This is a genomic window from Microbacterium murale (assembly GCF_014635185.1).
Classification (GTDB): Bacteria; Actinomycetota; Actinomycetes; order Actinomycetales; family Microbacteriaceae; genus Microbacterium; species Microbacterium murale.
The window spans coordinates 67,795-82,025 of the sequence record NZ_BMCM01000003.1; the positions used below are offsets into that span (position 1 = coordinate 67,795).

Annotated in this window: 16 protein-coding genes; 11 read left to right on the forward strand and 5 right to left on the reverse strand. The window is 64.5% G+C overall.

Annotation, left to right across the window (positions count from 1 at the left end):
- Positions 1-282 precede the first annotated feature (282 nt).
- The 4 genes from IEV67_RS09900 to IEV67_RS09915 form a co-directional block, all read right to left on the reverse strand.
- Positions 283-699 carry a hypothetical protein gene (locus IEV67_RS09900; RefSeq protein WP_188436430.1) on the reverse strand — a complete coding sequence of 139 codons (417 nt, stop codon included), beginning with the start codon at positions 697-699 and terminating at the stop codon, positions 283-285.
- Positions 700-766: 67 nt separating this feature from the next.
- Positions 767-2,806 carry a phage/plasmid primase, P4 family gene (locus tag IEV67_RS09905; protein WP_188436431.1) on the reverse strand — a complete coding sequence of 680 codons (2,040 nt, stop codon included), beginning with the start codon at positions 2,804-2,806 and terminating at the stop codon, positions 767-769.
- The gene (locus IEV67_RS09910) at positions 2,803-3,171 is read right to left on the reverse strand and encodes a helix-turn-helix domain-containing protein (protein WP_188436432.1); all 369 of its coding nucleotides are present in this window, start codon (positions 3,169-3,171) and stop codon (positions 2,803-2,805) included. Before IEV67_RS09910 ends, IEV67_RS09905 begins: the two co-directional genes overlap by 4 nt.
- Before the next feature lie 537 nt (positions 3,172-3,708).
- Positions 3,709-5,217, reverse strand: a complete 1,509-nt coding sequence (locus IEV67_RS09915) for a recombinase family protein (protein ID WP_188436433.1) — start codon at positions 5,215-5,217, stop codon at positions 3,709-3,711.
- A gap of 78 nt (positions 5,218-5,295) precedes the next feature.
- On the opposite strand from IEV67_RS09915, the gene IEV67_RS09920 reads away from it, so the two are divergent.
- Together IEV67_RS09920 and IEV67_RS09925 are read left to right on the forward strand one after the other, a co-directional pair.
- Entirely contained in the window at positions 5,296-5,619 is a 324-nt protein-coding gene (locus tag IEV67_RS09920; RefSeq protein ID WP_188436434.1) for a hypothetical protein, read from the forward strand.
- 84 nt (positions 5,620-5,703) lie between these two features.
- Positions 5,704-6,606 (forward strand): tyrosine-type recombinase/integrase, encoded by a 903-nt coding sequence (locus tag IEV67_RS09925; protein ID WP_188436435.1) that lies wholly within the window; start codon positions 5,704-5,706, stop codon positions 6,604-6,606.
- Here the strand turns inward: IEV67_RS09925 and IEV67_RS09930 are convergent.
- The gene (locus IEV67_RS09930; protein ID WP_229703009.1) at positions 6,569-7,135 is read right to left on the reverse strand and encodes a M23 family metallopeptidase; all 567 of its coding nucleotides are present in this window, start codon (positions 7,133-7,135) and stop codon (positions 6,569-6,571) included. The two genes, IEV67_RS09925 and IEV67_RS09930, sit on opposite strands and share 38 nt — an antisense overlap.
- A gap of 352 nt (positions 7,136-7,487) precedes the next feature.
- Between IEV67_RS09930 and rpsB the strand changes: the two genes are divergently transcribed.
- From rpsB to IEV67_RS09975, 9 genes are all read left to right on the forward strand, one after another.
- Positions 7,488-8,444, forward strand: a complete 957-nt coding sequence (gene rpsB, locus IEV67_RS09935) for a 30S ribosomal protein S2 (protein ID WP_188436436.1) — start codon at positions 7,488-7,490, stop codon at positions 8,442-8,444.
- Between the two features lie 41 nt (positions 8,445-8,485).
- Positions 8,486-9,313: a translation elongation factor Ts gene (gene tsf / locus IEV67_RS09940; RefSeq protein ID WP_188436437.1), complete on the forward strand. Its 828-nt coding sequence runs from the start codon at positions 8,486-8,488 to the stop codon at positions 9,311-9,313.
- 94 nt (positions 9,314-9,407) lie between these two features.
- The gene (gene pyrH, locus IEV67_RS09945) at positions 9,408-10,124 is read left to right on the forward strand and encodes a UMP kinase (RefSeq protein WP_188436438.1); all 717 of its coding nucleotides are present in this window, start codon (positions 9,408-9,410) and stop codon (positions 10,122-10,124) included.
- 86 nt (positions 10,125-10,210) lie between these two features.
- Entirely contained in the window at positions 10,211-10,765 is a 555-nt protein-coding gene (frr, locus tag IEV67_RS09950) for a ribosome recycling factor (RefSeq protein ID WP_188436439.1), read from the forward strand.
- 6 nt (positions 10,766-10,771) lie between these two features.
- On the forward strand, positions 10,772-11,875 hold the full coding sequence (locus IEV67_RS09955) for a phosphatidate cytidylyltransferase (protein WP_188436440.1): 1,104 nt from the start codon (positions 10,772-10,774) through the stop codon (positions 11,873-11,875).
- Positions 11,876-11,895: 20 nt separating this feature from the next.
- Positions 11,896-12,462 carry a DivIVA domain-containing protein gene (locus tag IEV67_RS09960; RefSeq protein ID WP_229703011.1) on the forward strand — a complete coding sequence of 189 codons (567 nt, stop codon included), beginning with the start codon at positions 11,896-11,898 and terminating at the stop codon, positions 12,460-12,462.
- A 60-nt stretch (positions 12,463-12,522) separates the two neighbouring features.
- On the forward strand, positions 12,523-13,221 hold the full coding sequence (locus IEV67_RS09965; RefSeq protein WP_229703013.1) for an aggregation-promoting factor C-terminal-like domain-containing protein: 699 nt from the start codon (positions 12,523-12,525) through the stop codon (positions 13,219-13,221).
- A 9-nt stretch (positions 13,222-13,230) separates the two neighbouring features.
- Positions 13,231-13,518: an Rv1322 family protein gene (locus IEV67_RS09970; protein WP_188436442.1), complete on the forward strand. Its 288-nt coding sequence runs from the start codon at positions 13,231-13,233 to the stop codon at positions 13,516-13,518.
- 2 nt (positions 13,519-13,520) lie between these two features.
- Positions 13,521-14,231: an alpha/beta hydrolase gene (locus IEV67_RS09975; protein WP_188436866.1), complete on the forward strand. Its 711-nt coding sequence runs from the start codon at positions 13,521-13,523 to the stop codon at positions 14,229-14,231.

Sequence of the window (14,231 nt, forward strand, 5' to 3'; positions counted from 1 at the left end):
GTTCTTTGTGCAGTCTGGGCCTCTGCTTCCCCGCTCCGCGAGGGTGGTCCCAGACTACACAAAGAACGGCGAGCAGTTTATCCGTCGGACATATCGCGTCGCTCATGTCTTCGGATACTTCTCGGTCAGGCCTCCGTCCCGACACCCGGTGAAGGCTCTCGCCTTCCCCCACCTGTGGTGGGTCCCCCATCGAAAACGAAAGAACCCTCCAGCGCCCTGAAGGCGGCGGGAGAGTTCTCTTCGTGCGCTGACGCGAGCTGATAGATCGCTGAGTCAGCCTTGTCAGCCGGCGCGCTGAAGCGCAGCCAACTGACCGGCCGAAGCCGGTGCGAACCGCTGGTCGTTCGCGGCCTCGGCGTGCGCAACAGCACCGTCGGGACCGCGCCCGCTGTCCGATGGCTCGTACGTCGTTCGATACGACTCCGTGACCGCCAACAGGGCTGAGACTGCCTCGATCAAACGCGCGCTTCGTTTGACCTCATCCTTGTCTGTGGCGACCTCATATGCGCCGTTTTTGCCTTCGCGGCTGATCGGTCGCTCAGGCTTCAGGTCGAGCAACTCGTAGAGCTGCTCGACGGCGTCGCAACGGGCGAACGCGGCGACCTTCATCGCATCGTTCACGCTCTTGTCATGCGCCGCCTGCTCAGCGGCCAGCTCGGCGATCTGAGCAGCGCGGATCTGGCTACGTGTTCTTTTCATAGGGATCTCCTTCCGTCAGGTTTTCAGGGCAGCCCCGTCGGGCGGGGCTCGGTTTGGAAGCCTGGATCTATGCGGCGAGCCCGACGTAGTCCGACACGGCTTCGTCTTCATCGACCGCCGCTTGGGCGGCAAGAAGAGCGCGGTCGAGGTTGACCGAACGCGCGTAAATCGCTTGCGCGTAGGTGCGGCCAGGATGCGAACAACCTCCGCAGCCCGTGCCCATGCGTCGAACATGAGCGTGATCATCCAGGTGAGCGGGATCAGTCACGCCATCATCCACTTCTGCGCGACGCTTCCAGAGCGCCAGATCCTCGGCGTACAGCTTCTTGACGACAGCGAGGCGGTCTTCCGGCGTCGTAGCGAGCGAGTTCGAGAACTGCAACGAGGTAGAGGTCGTGGCCGACATCGCCGCGCGGTCTCGGAAGATCACGTTGCGGTACTGCTTTCCCTTTTCGACATTGAGCCACTTGTACCTGTCGAGTCCGTACTGCTCGATGAGTTCTCCGTCGCCGGACACGTGAACCGAGGCCTTCTTCGGCTTGCCCTGACCGAGATCCAGCCATTCTCCAGCGTCGTCGAAGACGGCAGCGCGGATGCTCTTGTCGAAAGTGGCGCGATCGGTGATCAACCCGTTTGGTTTGTTCTGCGCGAACCATGCCTTGTACATCTCCCAGAGCAGCTCAAGAGGAAGTAGATCCCGCTCGAAGAGGTCCTTGTGCTGGTCCCAGAACATGCGCGGAACATCGTTCGTCGCCTTCGCCTCGCGCAGTACGCTGCGCGTGGACGCGGTCTCGGTGAAGCCGGTGAAGTTCATCTCCAGCGCCCGCCGCAGCACGTACTCGAGGACGTCGCTTCGGTGGATGTAGTCATCGCGGATGTACGTTCGCTCGATGCCGCCGAAGTGCGCGAGCATCGGGATGAAGAGCCAGCGTCGCCACATACTCTCCCCGTGGTCACCCAAACGGGGAAGGGCATTGAGGCAGTGCACTTGAGTACCGACAAAGATCATGTTGTATGGGGCGACGTACTTGGGGTTGATTAGGAGCGGGTCGCGTGTCGCGAGCAGCTTCAGCGTCTCGCCGTTCTTGATGAAGTCGTTCGTTGCGTTCTCGTCGGAAACGACAAGGGACTTGCCTGCGATGGCCGGGAGGAAGGCGTCTTGCCCGAGCTTTGCAATCGTCGTGCTGAGTGTATTCGCCACACCCGCGACATTCATCAGCCACTGAATCACCGTGCCCTTGCCATTATTTCCGCGCGGACTGTAGAGACCCACGATCTTGTTGGTCCGAACATTCGGCTGAACGACGGCCGCGAACAACTGCCACATAATCAACTCAATTCCATCGTCACCCGCGGCGAACTCTCGAATGGCGCTGTCCACGTCCCAGTCAATTCCGTCGTCCTCGTTATGGATCGTCGGGTTCACCGCATCGGCGACGTAAGCGACCGGGATACGAGTCAAGAACACCCGATCAGACGAGAAAGCGTGCAAGGCACCCGTAGGGCGATGAAAGTCCCCGTTGCCGACCGCAGTCCACTCGTTTCCCGAGACAGCTTGGATCGAGGGAGCAAAAGCCCTTAGAGAAGCCGTCACGTCTCTAAGGAATGAGCTGCTTCCTCGTGCATATTCGAAGACGAGCGAAGCGATCGCGTCGTCACTGCGCATGTAGATTCCGCGGTCATGCAAATAGATGACTAGGGGATCGGTGTCGCTCCGTCCTCCGGAGCCATCACGGGCAGTGACCAATAGAGCGACATGGTGCAGGCGGCAGAGCACCTGTGCAACCTGAATGGCGGTGAGGCTTATCAGAAGCGGAAGCTTTTCGCCCCTATCTCGGCCGGAGTTCGCGATGCGGAGCTCCGCATTGACAGCACGCAGCAGTTCGCTCTCCACCTGAAAGGGATGAGGTCGATTGTCGGGGTCGAGATCTGCGAGATATTGCGTGGTGATTCCGCGAATGATCGAGTTCTGCGTCCCAAGAATCGTTGGCATCGCGGGAGCCATGAGGTTAAGATTGGTGTCAGCGCCGCCAAACGCTTCGGGATCCGCTCCACCTTCGGTGGGGCGGATTTTTCGTTCCGCCATAAGTCCGTCGCTCTCCGTCACGCAACCATTCCCTTCAGGCGTGCGGCGATACGAGCACATTGCTCGTCGCTCAGCGGGCCGGAGGACGCGAGCACGCGGTTCACGGCTACTTCGAGCTCAGCTATCAGCGCAGACGGAGCGTCGGCCTGACTCTTGCGAGTTGCGAGCGGCTCTAGCGCCGAGCGTCGAACGTAGTACTTGGAACCAATGCGGGTGTGGGGGAGCGATCCGTCCTTCACGCGTCGCCGGATCGTGTGAACAGAACCGAAGCGGCGCGCACCCTGGGCGTTGCGGATCTCGGAAGCCTCGTAGATATCGAGAAGCTCATCCGTCGTCGTGGTCGTGGTCGTGCGGTCAGGTGGGGTATCAGTGAGAATACTGGGCATAGTCAACCTCGAAAGTGTCGTTACTTTCAAGGGACCGAATCGCCGAACCTATTACCGGTTGCACTGGCGGCCGTGCACCGACGGTGCGCGTCCTCTTGTCGAACTGCGTCGTGATGTTTCCAGTGCACTTCGCGTTGTTCTTGCCCTTATTTCATTTGGGCCGTAGTGAAGTTAGCACAGTCTGAGTACGCAGATCAACTATCTCGCTCAGCCAGACATTGGAAAGGCGGGAGATGTGGCCTGGGCATTGCTGACCATCGGCTTTAGGGTGATGAAGAGCCGCGAGCGGGTGATGATCGGGATCACCCGGTCCATCCGCGCGATTGCACGGAACAAGGTGCATGGGTGACGGGTGATGGCGGCCGCGAACACTCTAAAGCGATCGCGTTGCTTCGCCCCAACGACTTTCTTTAACTTTTACCGTCACCTTTATCACCCGCTCTTAGATTCGGCGGAATTTCGGGACAAAATCGGGTGACGGTGCGGGTGATGATCGGGTGATGGACGCAGGAGCCGTCACCCGCACCGGGTCGGTCACTACTTCGAGGACCAGGACACAGCCACGCGCCGCATTGCCCAAGCGCTTTCCGTGAAGACTTTGCCTGTGGCTGGATCGATCCCACGCCTCCCCTGATCCGCGCGATCGATCGTGAGCCGCAAGCCGAGATCGCTGATGATCCGTCGCTTCGCGAGCACAGGCAATGCCCGCCATCGATCGGGAATCGACTCAGCCATTCGCAGATCGCTCAGCGGCGACGACGTTCGCATCGCCTCGAGCCTTGCCCCCGTGCGCTCGAGTCGCGATGTCAGATCTTCGAGCTTTTCGCGTGCTTTGGCGCGGGGGAGGAGGCCGTCCGCGAGCAAGTCGGTGACGTCCTCTCGGCGACGGTGGAGATCGGCGATCTCTTCCTCAAGGGGTGTGGCGTCATCGCTGTCCCGAAGCGCGTGCACAATGCGATCATCGTGCAGACGAGCGAGTACGACTCCTTCCACCAAGGACTCAACGTGCGTCGCACGGATCGACACGCAGTATTTCTCGAAGCACACGTACGTTGCGTGCCGGATCAGCTTTCCATCAGGCCCTGAGACGGGAAGTCTGTGTCTTCCTGATTCTGCGGCGCCTGTCCGTGTCGTCTTGTAGTTCGCGTGGGTGTATATCGGTCCGCCGCATACGCCACACGTGAGCATGCCTGAGAGCAAGTGCTTCGGTGAGACTGCCCAGGACCGCTTGCGCTTCCGGTTGAGTTTGAGCTGCCGGAACTCGTGCCACATCTGCTCGTCGATGATCGGTTGCCACTGGGGCAACCTTCCCTCGGGGAGATCGACCTCTTCGCCCTTGTGTACGACGACGCCGGCGTATCGAGGATTCTCGAGCAGGCGTTGAACACGTGAGCCACTCCATAGCTCGTTCTTTATCGGCCGCCACTCCGAGATCTGGAAGCGACGGGCCAAGCGATTCCATGTTGCCGCAATCGCCCGATAGCTTGTGCCTCGGAGCACACGACGATAACCGTCGCGAATGAGCTTCGCTTCAAGCTCGATCGGTTCGATCCGCCCCGTAACGCGCTGGTACCCGTATGGCCTATTAGAGAACTGCCAGTTGCCGTACTCAGCTGCTTGACGATTGGCGGCTCTCTGGCGGAGTGCCTTCTGTTCGGTCTCGTACTGAGACCACGCGGCGACCGTCCGTGCGACGGCTCTTCCAGCAGGAGTAGCGAGTTCGAGGGTGCCAGCGGTCACCATGTGCACCGGTATCTCGAGAGCGATCACTCTCTCGAGATCACTCGTCAGGCGCAGGAGCCGATCTTGATGCCAAGCAATGATTACACGAGGCCGCGAAGCAAGCATCGCTTCGAACTCGGGGCGTGACACCCCGCTCGTGGCCGAGACGTCATTATCGACGTACACGTGCTCGACTGTCAGCCCTATCCGGGCAGCTAGATCACGACAGTCACGCTCCTGGCGTTCGACACCGAGTTCGTCACCGCTGCGATCCTGCGACAGCCGGGCGTAAATCACGCAGGTTCCTTGAGCAAGTTTTGCCATACCTGAAGGATATACAAGTAGACACCTGCAGGGCACGCGGCCGCGCTCGGACGGCCGCTGGGCTCGGTGCCGGGGCCCGTGACATCCGCCGCGTCTGCCGGCTGCCATCGGCTGCTGCGTGAATACGACGCGCGTTGCGTCACCAGCACTGCAGAGGTGCGAGAGCTGCTCGGCCTCGACGCGAACCTCAACGGCGGTCGCGTTGGGGGAGACGGTGCGCGCATCGACCCCGACCAGACCCGTCTCCTCGATGCGATGAGCACCCGGACCGCACGCTCGTCCGTTGAACTCGCCCGGATCGCCGGGCTGTCGGAAGAACGCGTCCGTGCACTGCTTGGCCTGCTGTCGTTGGATGAGCGCGTGCGGAGCGATGACGCGGGGTGGCGCCTCGCCGTCGCATGAACTCTTCCGGAGCTCAGCGCCGGGCTCTGGGCGCGCCCCGGCGAGGCGCGGCACGCCTGCGGCCGTGACGGGCATGCTGGTTTCATGGATCTGAACGCCGCCGCGGACGCGTTCACTGCGCATCTCACTCAGGTGCGCAGGTTGTCGCCCGCGACTGTACGGGCGTACCGATCGGATCTGCATGATCTCTCGGCTGCCGTCGGGGAGAGCTCGCTCGCCGACGTCGATCTCGAGACGTTGCGCGACTGGCTCTGGCGCGCCACCCAACGCGGCGACGCACGCGCCACGCTGGCCAGACGAGCTGCGGCCGCACGCTCCTTCTTCGCGTGGGCGAAGGACGAGGAGTTGATCGGTCTGGATCCGAGTCTGCGGCTGATCGCGCCGAAACGCGGCCGCACGCTTCCTGCTGTCGCCTCGAAGGACGGCATGCGCGATCTCCTCGACGCGCGTCGGGCGACGGCAGCGGATGGAGACCCCATCCATCTCCGGGATCATGCGATCCTCGAACTGCTGTACGGCTCCGGCATGCGGGTCTCGGAACTCTGCGGCATCGACGTCGACGATCTGGACCTCGATCGTGCCACTGTCCGGGTACTCGGCAAAGGATCCAAGGAGCGAGTCGTGCCGTACGGCGTACCCGCACGCGATGCACTCGGCGCGTACCTGACGCGGGGTCGCTCCGTGCTGATCGCCCGTGCCGAACGAACTGCGCCCGCTGTGTTCCTCGGCGCACGCGGCGCGCGCCTCGGGCCTCGCGCGGTGTACACGCTGGTCGCGCACGCGCTGGGACCGATCATCGGCGCCGATGCCGTCGGCCCGCACGCACTGCGGCATTCGGCCGCGACGCACCTGCTCGACGGGGGCGCGGATCTGCGAGCAGTGCAGGAGATCCTCGGGCACGCGAGCCTGGGAACGACGCAGATCTATACGCACGTCTCTTCAGAGCGACTCACAGCGACCTACCGACTCGCGCACCCACGAGCCTGAGCACTTCCGGCGTACCGGTTCCGCCGAGGGAGACGCCGGTGACAGGCGCGCAGCAGGGCAGGAGGATCGCGCGCGGCACTTCGCCGAACATCAGCATGGGGTTGATGTACACATCGTCGTAGCGGACGCCGAGGTGCAGCTCGGCGGCCGGCGTGTGACCGCCGAGCGCGACCGTGCCGATCTCCTGACCCGCCGCGACCACCGCGCCCGGTGACAGCGTCGACTCCAGTGGCTCGAACGTCGTCACGAGCCCGTCACCGTGATCGATCGTGAGCAGCGGCCGATCCACGACCACTCCGCGGAACGCCACGACGCCGTCTGCCGGCGCACGCACGACGGTGCCGACCGGTGCCGACATGTCGATCCCGCGATGGCCGGGACCGTAATCGTGCGCGGGCGCGCGGAACGGCGTCGTCACCGTGCGCGCCCCGTCGACGGGCCAGGTCCATGGCGGGTCCGGCGTCGGCGGCACGACGGCGGCTCCGGGCAGCATGACGAGCAACAACAGGAACGCGATCGCTCGTGGCACAGTCAAAGGCGACCGATCGCGACTGCTCTGGGTTCGCATCGGACCATCTTGGTGCCCGCGTGAGTGACGTGCGGCGGGAAACCCGCGTCCAGGGGACAACACCGGGGGAACGCGACCTGTGCAGAGCGATCGATGGCGACTGATCCTGTACACTGGAGGTCGCACCTCGAATATCGGGGTGACTACGCGTGCCCAGAGCGACCGATGTCTGCGAAGACGAGATCGCGGCATCCACTCCCTCAGGTCCTTCTCGAAAGAGCGGGTGGGAGTGTGCCGGGCACCAGGCATGCCGATCACCCGATCGGCGACACAACCTCAACGGCGCTGAACGCGCCAGAACCAGGAGACGACCATGGCTGTGGTCACCATCCGCCAGCTGCTCGACAGCGGCGTGCACTTCGGACACCAGACCCGTCGGTGGAACCCGAAGGTCAAGCGCTTCATCCTCACCGAGCGCAGCGGCATCCACATCATCGACCTCCAGCAGTCGCTGGGGTACATCGACAGCGCCTACGACTTCGTCAAGGAGACGGTCGCCCACGGCGGCACCATCCTCTTCGTCGGCACCAAGAAGCAGGCCCAGGAGATTCTGGCCGAGCAGGCCACTCGCGTGGGCCAGCCCTTCGTGAACCAGCGTTGGCTCGGCGGTCTCCTCACCAACTTCCAGACGATCTCCAAGCGTCTGGCTCGCATGAAGGAGCTCGAGGAGCTCGACTACGAGGTTCCGGCCAACAGCGGCTTCACCAAGAAGGAACTGCTGCTCAAGAAGCGCGAGCTCGACAAGCTTCACAAGTCGCTCGGCGGTATCCGCAACCTGACCAAGACGCCGTCGGCTCTGTGGGTCATCGACGCGAAGCGTGAGCACCTCGCCATCGACGAGGCCAAGAAGCTCGGCATCCCCGTGATCGGCATCCTCGACACGAACGCCGACCCGGATGACTTCCAGTACCCGATCCCCGGCAACGACGACGCGATCCGCTCCGTCTCGCTGCTGACCCGCATCATCGCCGACGCCGCGGCCGAGGGCCTGCAGCAGAAGCACAACCCCGAGTCGGGCGACGCAGAGCCGCTGGCCGAGTGGGAGAAGGAACTTCTCGAGACGCCGGCCGAAGGTGCCGAGGCTCCTGCTGCTGAGGCGACTGAGGCTGCCGCTGCTGAAGAGGCGCCTGCCGCCGAGGCGACCGAGGCTCCGGCTGACGAGGCTGCTGCTGAAGAGGCTCCGGCTGCCGAGGCTGCTGCTGAAGAGGCTCCCGCCGCCGAGGCGACTGAGGCTCCGGCCGAGGCAGCCGACGACGACGCCGCCAAGTAATTCCGCGTACACACACATCACGAAGCAAGGAGCCACCACACATGGCCAACTTCACCATCGCTGACATCAAGGCGCTGCGCGAGCAGCTCGGCACCGGAATGGTCGACACGAAGAAGGCGCTCGAGGAAGCCGAAGGCGACCGCGAGAAGGCCGTCGAGATCCTCCGCCTCAAGGGTGCGAAGGGCAACGCGAAGCGCGCTGACCGTTCCACCAGCGAGGGCCTCGTCGTCGCACGTGAGCAGGACGGCAACGTGACGCTGATCGAACTCGCGTGCGAGACCGACTTCGTCGCGAAGAACGAGCGCTTCATCGCGCTGGCCGACAAGGTCGCCGACGCTGCTGCCGCAGCCAAGGCGAACACGGTTGAAGACGCCCTCGCGGCATCTGCCGGCAGCCAGAGCGTCGGTGAGCTGATCTCGGACGAGGCAGCCATCATCGGCGAGAAGGTCGAACTGCGCCAGGTCCGCACAGTCTCCGGCGACTCCGTCGAGGTCTACCTGCACCGCACCAGCAAGGACCTGCCGCCGCAGATCGGCGTCGTCGTCGCCTACTCGGGTGACGACGCGGCAACCGCGCGCAGCATCGCTCAACACATCTCGTTCGCCAATCCGTCGTACCTCGACCGGGATGCCGTCCCCGCCGAGGCCGTCGAGAAGGAGCGTGAGATCGTCACCGAGATCTCGCGCAACGAGGGCAAGCCAGAGGCTGCTCTGCCGAAGATCGTCGAAGGCCGCGTGTCTGCATTCATCAAGCAGGTCGCACTGCTCGAGCAGGACTACGCCAAGGACAACAAGCTCTCGGTCGCCCAGGTCGCGAAGGATGCCGGTATCACCGTGACAGACTTCGCGCGCTTCAAGGTCGGCGCGTAGCAGCACGGAAGGGGTTCGGATCCATTGTGATCCGAACCCCTTCTTCATGCCCAGAAGGCACTATCTTGAATCGGGACGAGAGGACCAACCACCCATGACCGAACGCACAGGACGCCGTCGCGTCCTTCTCAAACTCTCCGGTGAGGCTTTCGGCGGCGGGCAGCTCGGGGTCAATCCCGACGTCGTCGGCCAGATCGCCCGAGAGATCGCGGCGGCCGTCGACCAGGTCGAGATCGCGATCGTCGTCGGCGGTGGCAACTTCTTCCGCGGCGCGGAGCTGAGCCAGCGCGGCATGGACCGTGGACGCGCTGACTACATGGGCATGCTCGGCACCGTCATGAACGCCCTCGCCCTGCAGGACTTCCTCGAGCAGGCCGGAGCCGCCACTCGAGTGCAGTCCGCCATCTCCATGACGCAGGTGGCCGAGCCGTACATTCCGCGCCGTGCCGAGCGGCACATGGAGAAGGGCCGCGTCGTGATCTTCGGGGCCGGCGCAGGGCTCCCGTACTTCTCGACCGACACGGTCGCAGCGCAGCGTGCCCTGGAGATCGGGGCCGATGAGGTGCTCGTGGCCAAGAACGGCGTGGACGCCATCTACACCGCGGATCCCAACAAGGATGCGACCGCGACCCGTATCGAGCAGGTCACCTATCGCGATGCGCTGCAGCGCGGACTCAGGGTCGTCGACTCGACGGCGTTCAGCCTCTGCATGGACAACAACATGGACATGCGCGTGTTCGGCATGGAGCCTGCGGGTAACGTCACCCGCGCACTCCTCGGCGAGCCGATCGGCACGCGCGTCTCCGCCTGAGGCGCGCCACGCGGGGCACGCGCACGTGCCCGGATAGAATTACACGAACACCACGTTGCTGGAACACCCCGACGATAGGAGTCACCGTGATCGCGGATGTCCTCGCTGAAACCACTTCCCGAATGACGCGTGCCGTCGAAGCCGCCAAAGAGGACTTCGCCACCGTTCGCACCGGCCGGGCCAACCCGCAGATGTTCCAGAAGGTGATGGTGGACTATTACGGTTCACCCACACCCCTCGCACAGCTCGCGTCGATGGCGAACCCTGAAGCACGTTCGCTCGTGATCACGCCGTACGACAAGTCGGCGCTGAAGGCCATCGAACAGGCCATCCGCGACATGCCGAACCTGGGCGCGAACCCCACGAACGACGGCAACATCGTGCGCGTGACCATGCCCGAACTGACGGCCGAGCGCCGCAAGGAGTACGTCAAGCTCGTGCGCACGAAGGGCGAGGACGCGAAGGTGCACCTCCGCGGCATCCGTCGCAAGTCCAAGGACGAGCTCGACGCGCTCAAGAGCGACGTCGGTGAAGACGAGATCTCACGTGGCGAGAAGGAACTCGACGCGATCACGCGCCAGCACGTCGACCTCATCGACGACGCTCTCAAGCGCAAAGAGACAGAGCTGCTCGAGGTATAACCCAGGATGAGCGACGCAGCCGGCTCTGCCGACGAGCAACGCCCGCTGACGCGGCGCGAAGCGCGTGACGGAGCCACCCCGGAAGTCGACCTCCCCGTCGTGGACGAGGGGTCCATTCCGCCGCGTCCGCCGCTGCCCGTGGGGTCTGCGCATCCTGTCGATCCGGCCGCAGCCATGCGAGAACAGCTGCGCCAGGCCAGGGGAGATTTCGAGACTCACGTGACTCAGGCCAGGGAGCATCTCGATCAGGCGAATGAGCGGATAAAGGCGCGCACGGGTCGCGACCTGATCCTTGCGATCCTGGTCGGTCTGGGGTTCGGGGCGATCCTGCTGGCCTCGCTGATCTTCATCAAAGAGCTGTTCGTGCCGATCGCCCTGGCGATCGCGGTGCTCGGGATATTCGAGCTGGCACGGGCGCTGAGCGCTGCGGGTCGCCGGATCGACCTCGTCCCGCAGATCATCGCGGGTGTCGCACTGGTGCTCGCCGGCTATTTCGCGCCGCCGTGGCTCATCTGGGTCGCCCTGCTCGTTGCCGTCGTGTTCGTCGTCGTGTGGCGCCTTGTCACCCAGATGATGTCGAAGGATGGACGCACATACGGCGACGTGCTCACCGACGCCATCGTGAGCGGCTTCGTCCAGGTGTACGTGCCCTTCCTGACGGCCGTCGCTCTGCTCCTGCTCGCCCAGGAAGGCGGACAGTGGTGGGTGCTCGCGTTCGTCGCGATCGCCGTCGCATCCGACACGGGCGCCTATGCGGCCGGACTCGCCTTCGGCACGCATCCGATGGCGCCGCGCATCAGCCCGAAGAAGACCTGGGAAGGATTCGCCGGCGCTGTGGTCGCCGCCGTCGCGGCAGGCGTGCTCCTCGCGATCTTCCTGCTCAATCTGCCGTGGTGGGCTGGCGTGATCTTCGGCGTCGCCATTCTGCTCACCGCGACTCTGGGCGATCTCGGCGAGTCGATGATCAAGCGCGACATGGGCATCAAGGACATGAGCTCATGGCTCCCCGGCCACGGAGGACTCCTCGATCGATTGGACAGCATCCTGCCCTCGACGATTCCGGCGCTGAGTCTGTACTTCCTCCTTTCGCCATGGGCGACGCTTCCATGACTTCGGATACGGTGAACGGTGTGACTGAGATCGACGACGACGAGACGACTCCCGCCTTCCGACTGGCGAGTGGTCGCGAGCGTGGATACCACCGCGTCGCGGTGGACACGTTCTTGGCAGCGGCCCGTGACAGCTTCGAGGACGACACCGACGATCTGTTTGCCGCCGACGTGCGCGTCGCATCCTTCCCGCTCGTCAAGGGCGGGTACGACATCGGTGAGGTCGATGCCGCTCTCGGGCGTGTGGAGGATGCGCTTGCCGCGCGGCAGCGGGAGCGCGTCGTGCGCGCCGACGGGGCGGAGGCGTGGGTCGACCACGCGCGCTCGGATGCGCAGCTCATACTCGACCACCTGGCGCGCAGCCGCCGGCACAAGTTCGCACGTACAGGTTTTCTGTCGTTCGGGTACCGCGTCGACGAGGTCGATCACGTCGCGGCGAGGATCGTACGGTACCTGCGCGACGGTGATGAGCTGTCGGTCGAACAACTGCGATCGGCCGCGTTCCGGATGCAGCGCGGCGGCTACCGCGAAGAGCAGGTCGATGCGCTGATGGATGCCACGATCGATGTGATCCTCGCGGTTCGCTGAGCAGCCTCGCCGGGCATTCGGATGGAGGTCTCAGGCGTGGCTGGTTACACTGAAGCTATTGTGACTTCCGGTACCGAGATCGATCCCGCCATCGCCAGCGATGCGCCGGTGAGAACCGCACCCAAGAAATCACCCGTGCGCAGTCCTCGTCGTTGGTCCCGCAGGCGTGGTGTCGTCGGGGGCTTCGCGGCGTTCGGCGTCGTCGCCTTCGCGGCCGCGATCGTCGCGCCGACCGGTATGGCGCTGGCGGATCCTCCGGTCGCAGACGTGCAGACGCCTTTCTCGCTCGCCGCCCAGGACACGCAGGATCTGACGGTCACGGCCGAGGGGGCCACCATCGCGCCCGTCGCCCGCGGCGCCTACGACGTCTATGTGACACCGAAACCCACGCCCACTCCCACGCCGGAACCAGAAGTCGCGTCGACCGATTCGGAGTCCTCGGATTCCTCCGGAGGCGCCGGCCCGCTTTACTACACGGGCGGCGGAGCACCCGCGGAATGGATGGCCGCTGCAGGTATCGCATCCGGCGACTGGGGCTACGTCGACTACATCGTCTCCAAGGAGAGCGGCTGGAACCCGAACGCCACGAACTCGTCGTCAGGCGCGTGCGGTCTCGTCCAGGCGCTGCCGTGCAGCAAGGTTCCCGGCAACGGGTATGACCCGGTCGACAATCTGCGTTGGGCGACCGGCTACGCGACAGGGCGGTACGGCAGCTGGGCCGGGGCTTACGAGTTCTGGATCAACAACAACTGGTGGTAATGCTCGGACATGCCACGCTCGCACAGACGGCGCCAGGAGCGCCCTGACGCTGACGACTCCTTCGACCGGCTGCTTTCGGGCTGGAAACGCAGCGAGACGCGACAGGGCCGGGAATGGACTGTGCAACCGGTCTCGGCGCAGCAGGCGCAGAAGGAGTACATCTGCCCCGGATGCCGCGGCATGGTCGTCGTCGGCACCGCGCACCAGGTCGTATGGCGTGCCGATGGTGTGCTCGGCGATGCCGCCGACCTCGCCGCGCGGCGTCATTGGCACACACACTGCTGGAGGATGGCGTGAGCATGCAGATCCGCGGGCCGCTGGAGCTGCCGGCACTGCGCGAGGCGATCGAGCTGTCCACGGCGGACGAGTTGACGCTGGTGGGCGAGTTGGCGATCCCTGAGACCAACGCACCCGTCGCGACGCTGGTGACGCTGCACCCGCTCCCGACCGCCGGTGGGTTCATGGATTCGCACATCCTGCGCAAGGCCGCCGCGCGCCTCCCCGCTCTGGCAGATCTCGCCGTGCTGCGCTTCAACACCCGCGGCACGACGTCGCCACGTGGCACGAGTCAGGGGAAGTTCGACGGCGGCGAAGCCGAGCAGTTCGACGTGGCTGCGGCGATGGACTTCGTCCGTGAGAGGTCTCTGCCGCGTCCGTGGCTTCTGGGGTGGTCGTTCGGCACCGAGCTCGCGCTGAAGTACGGGCGCGAGCACGACGTGGAGGGCATCATCCTGCTCTCGCCCCCGTTGCACAGGGCGACTGCGGATGATGTCTCGGCGTGGGCGGGCGATGAGCGTCGGGTGATCGCGGTCATCCCCGAGTTCGACGACTATCTGCGCCCTGTGGAGGCGCGAGAGCGCTTCGCGTCGATCCCCGGCATCACGCTGATCGATGTCGAAGGCGGCAAACACCTGTGGGTCGGCGAGGCTCAGACACGTCGCGTGCTCACCGAGATCGTCGCCGTGGTGAACCCCGACGCGCTGCCGCTCCCGAACGAGTGGCCTGCCTAG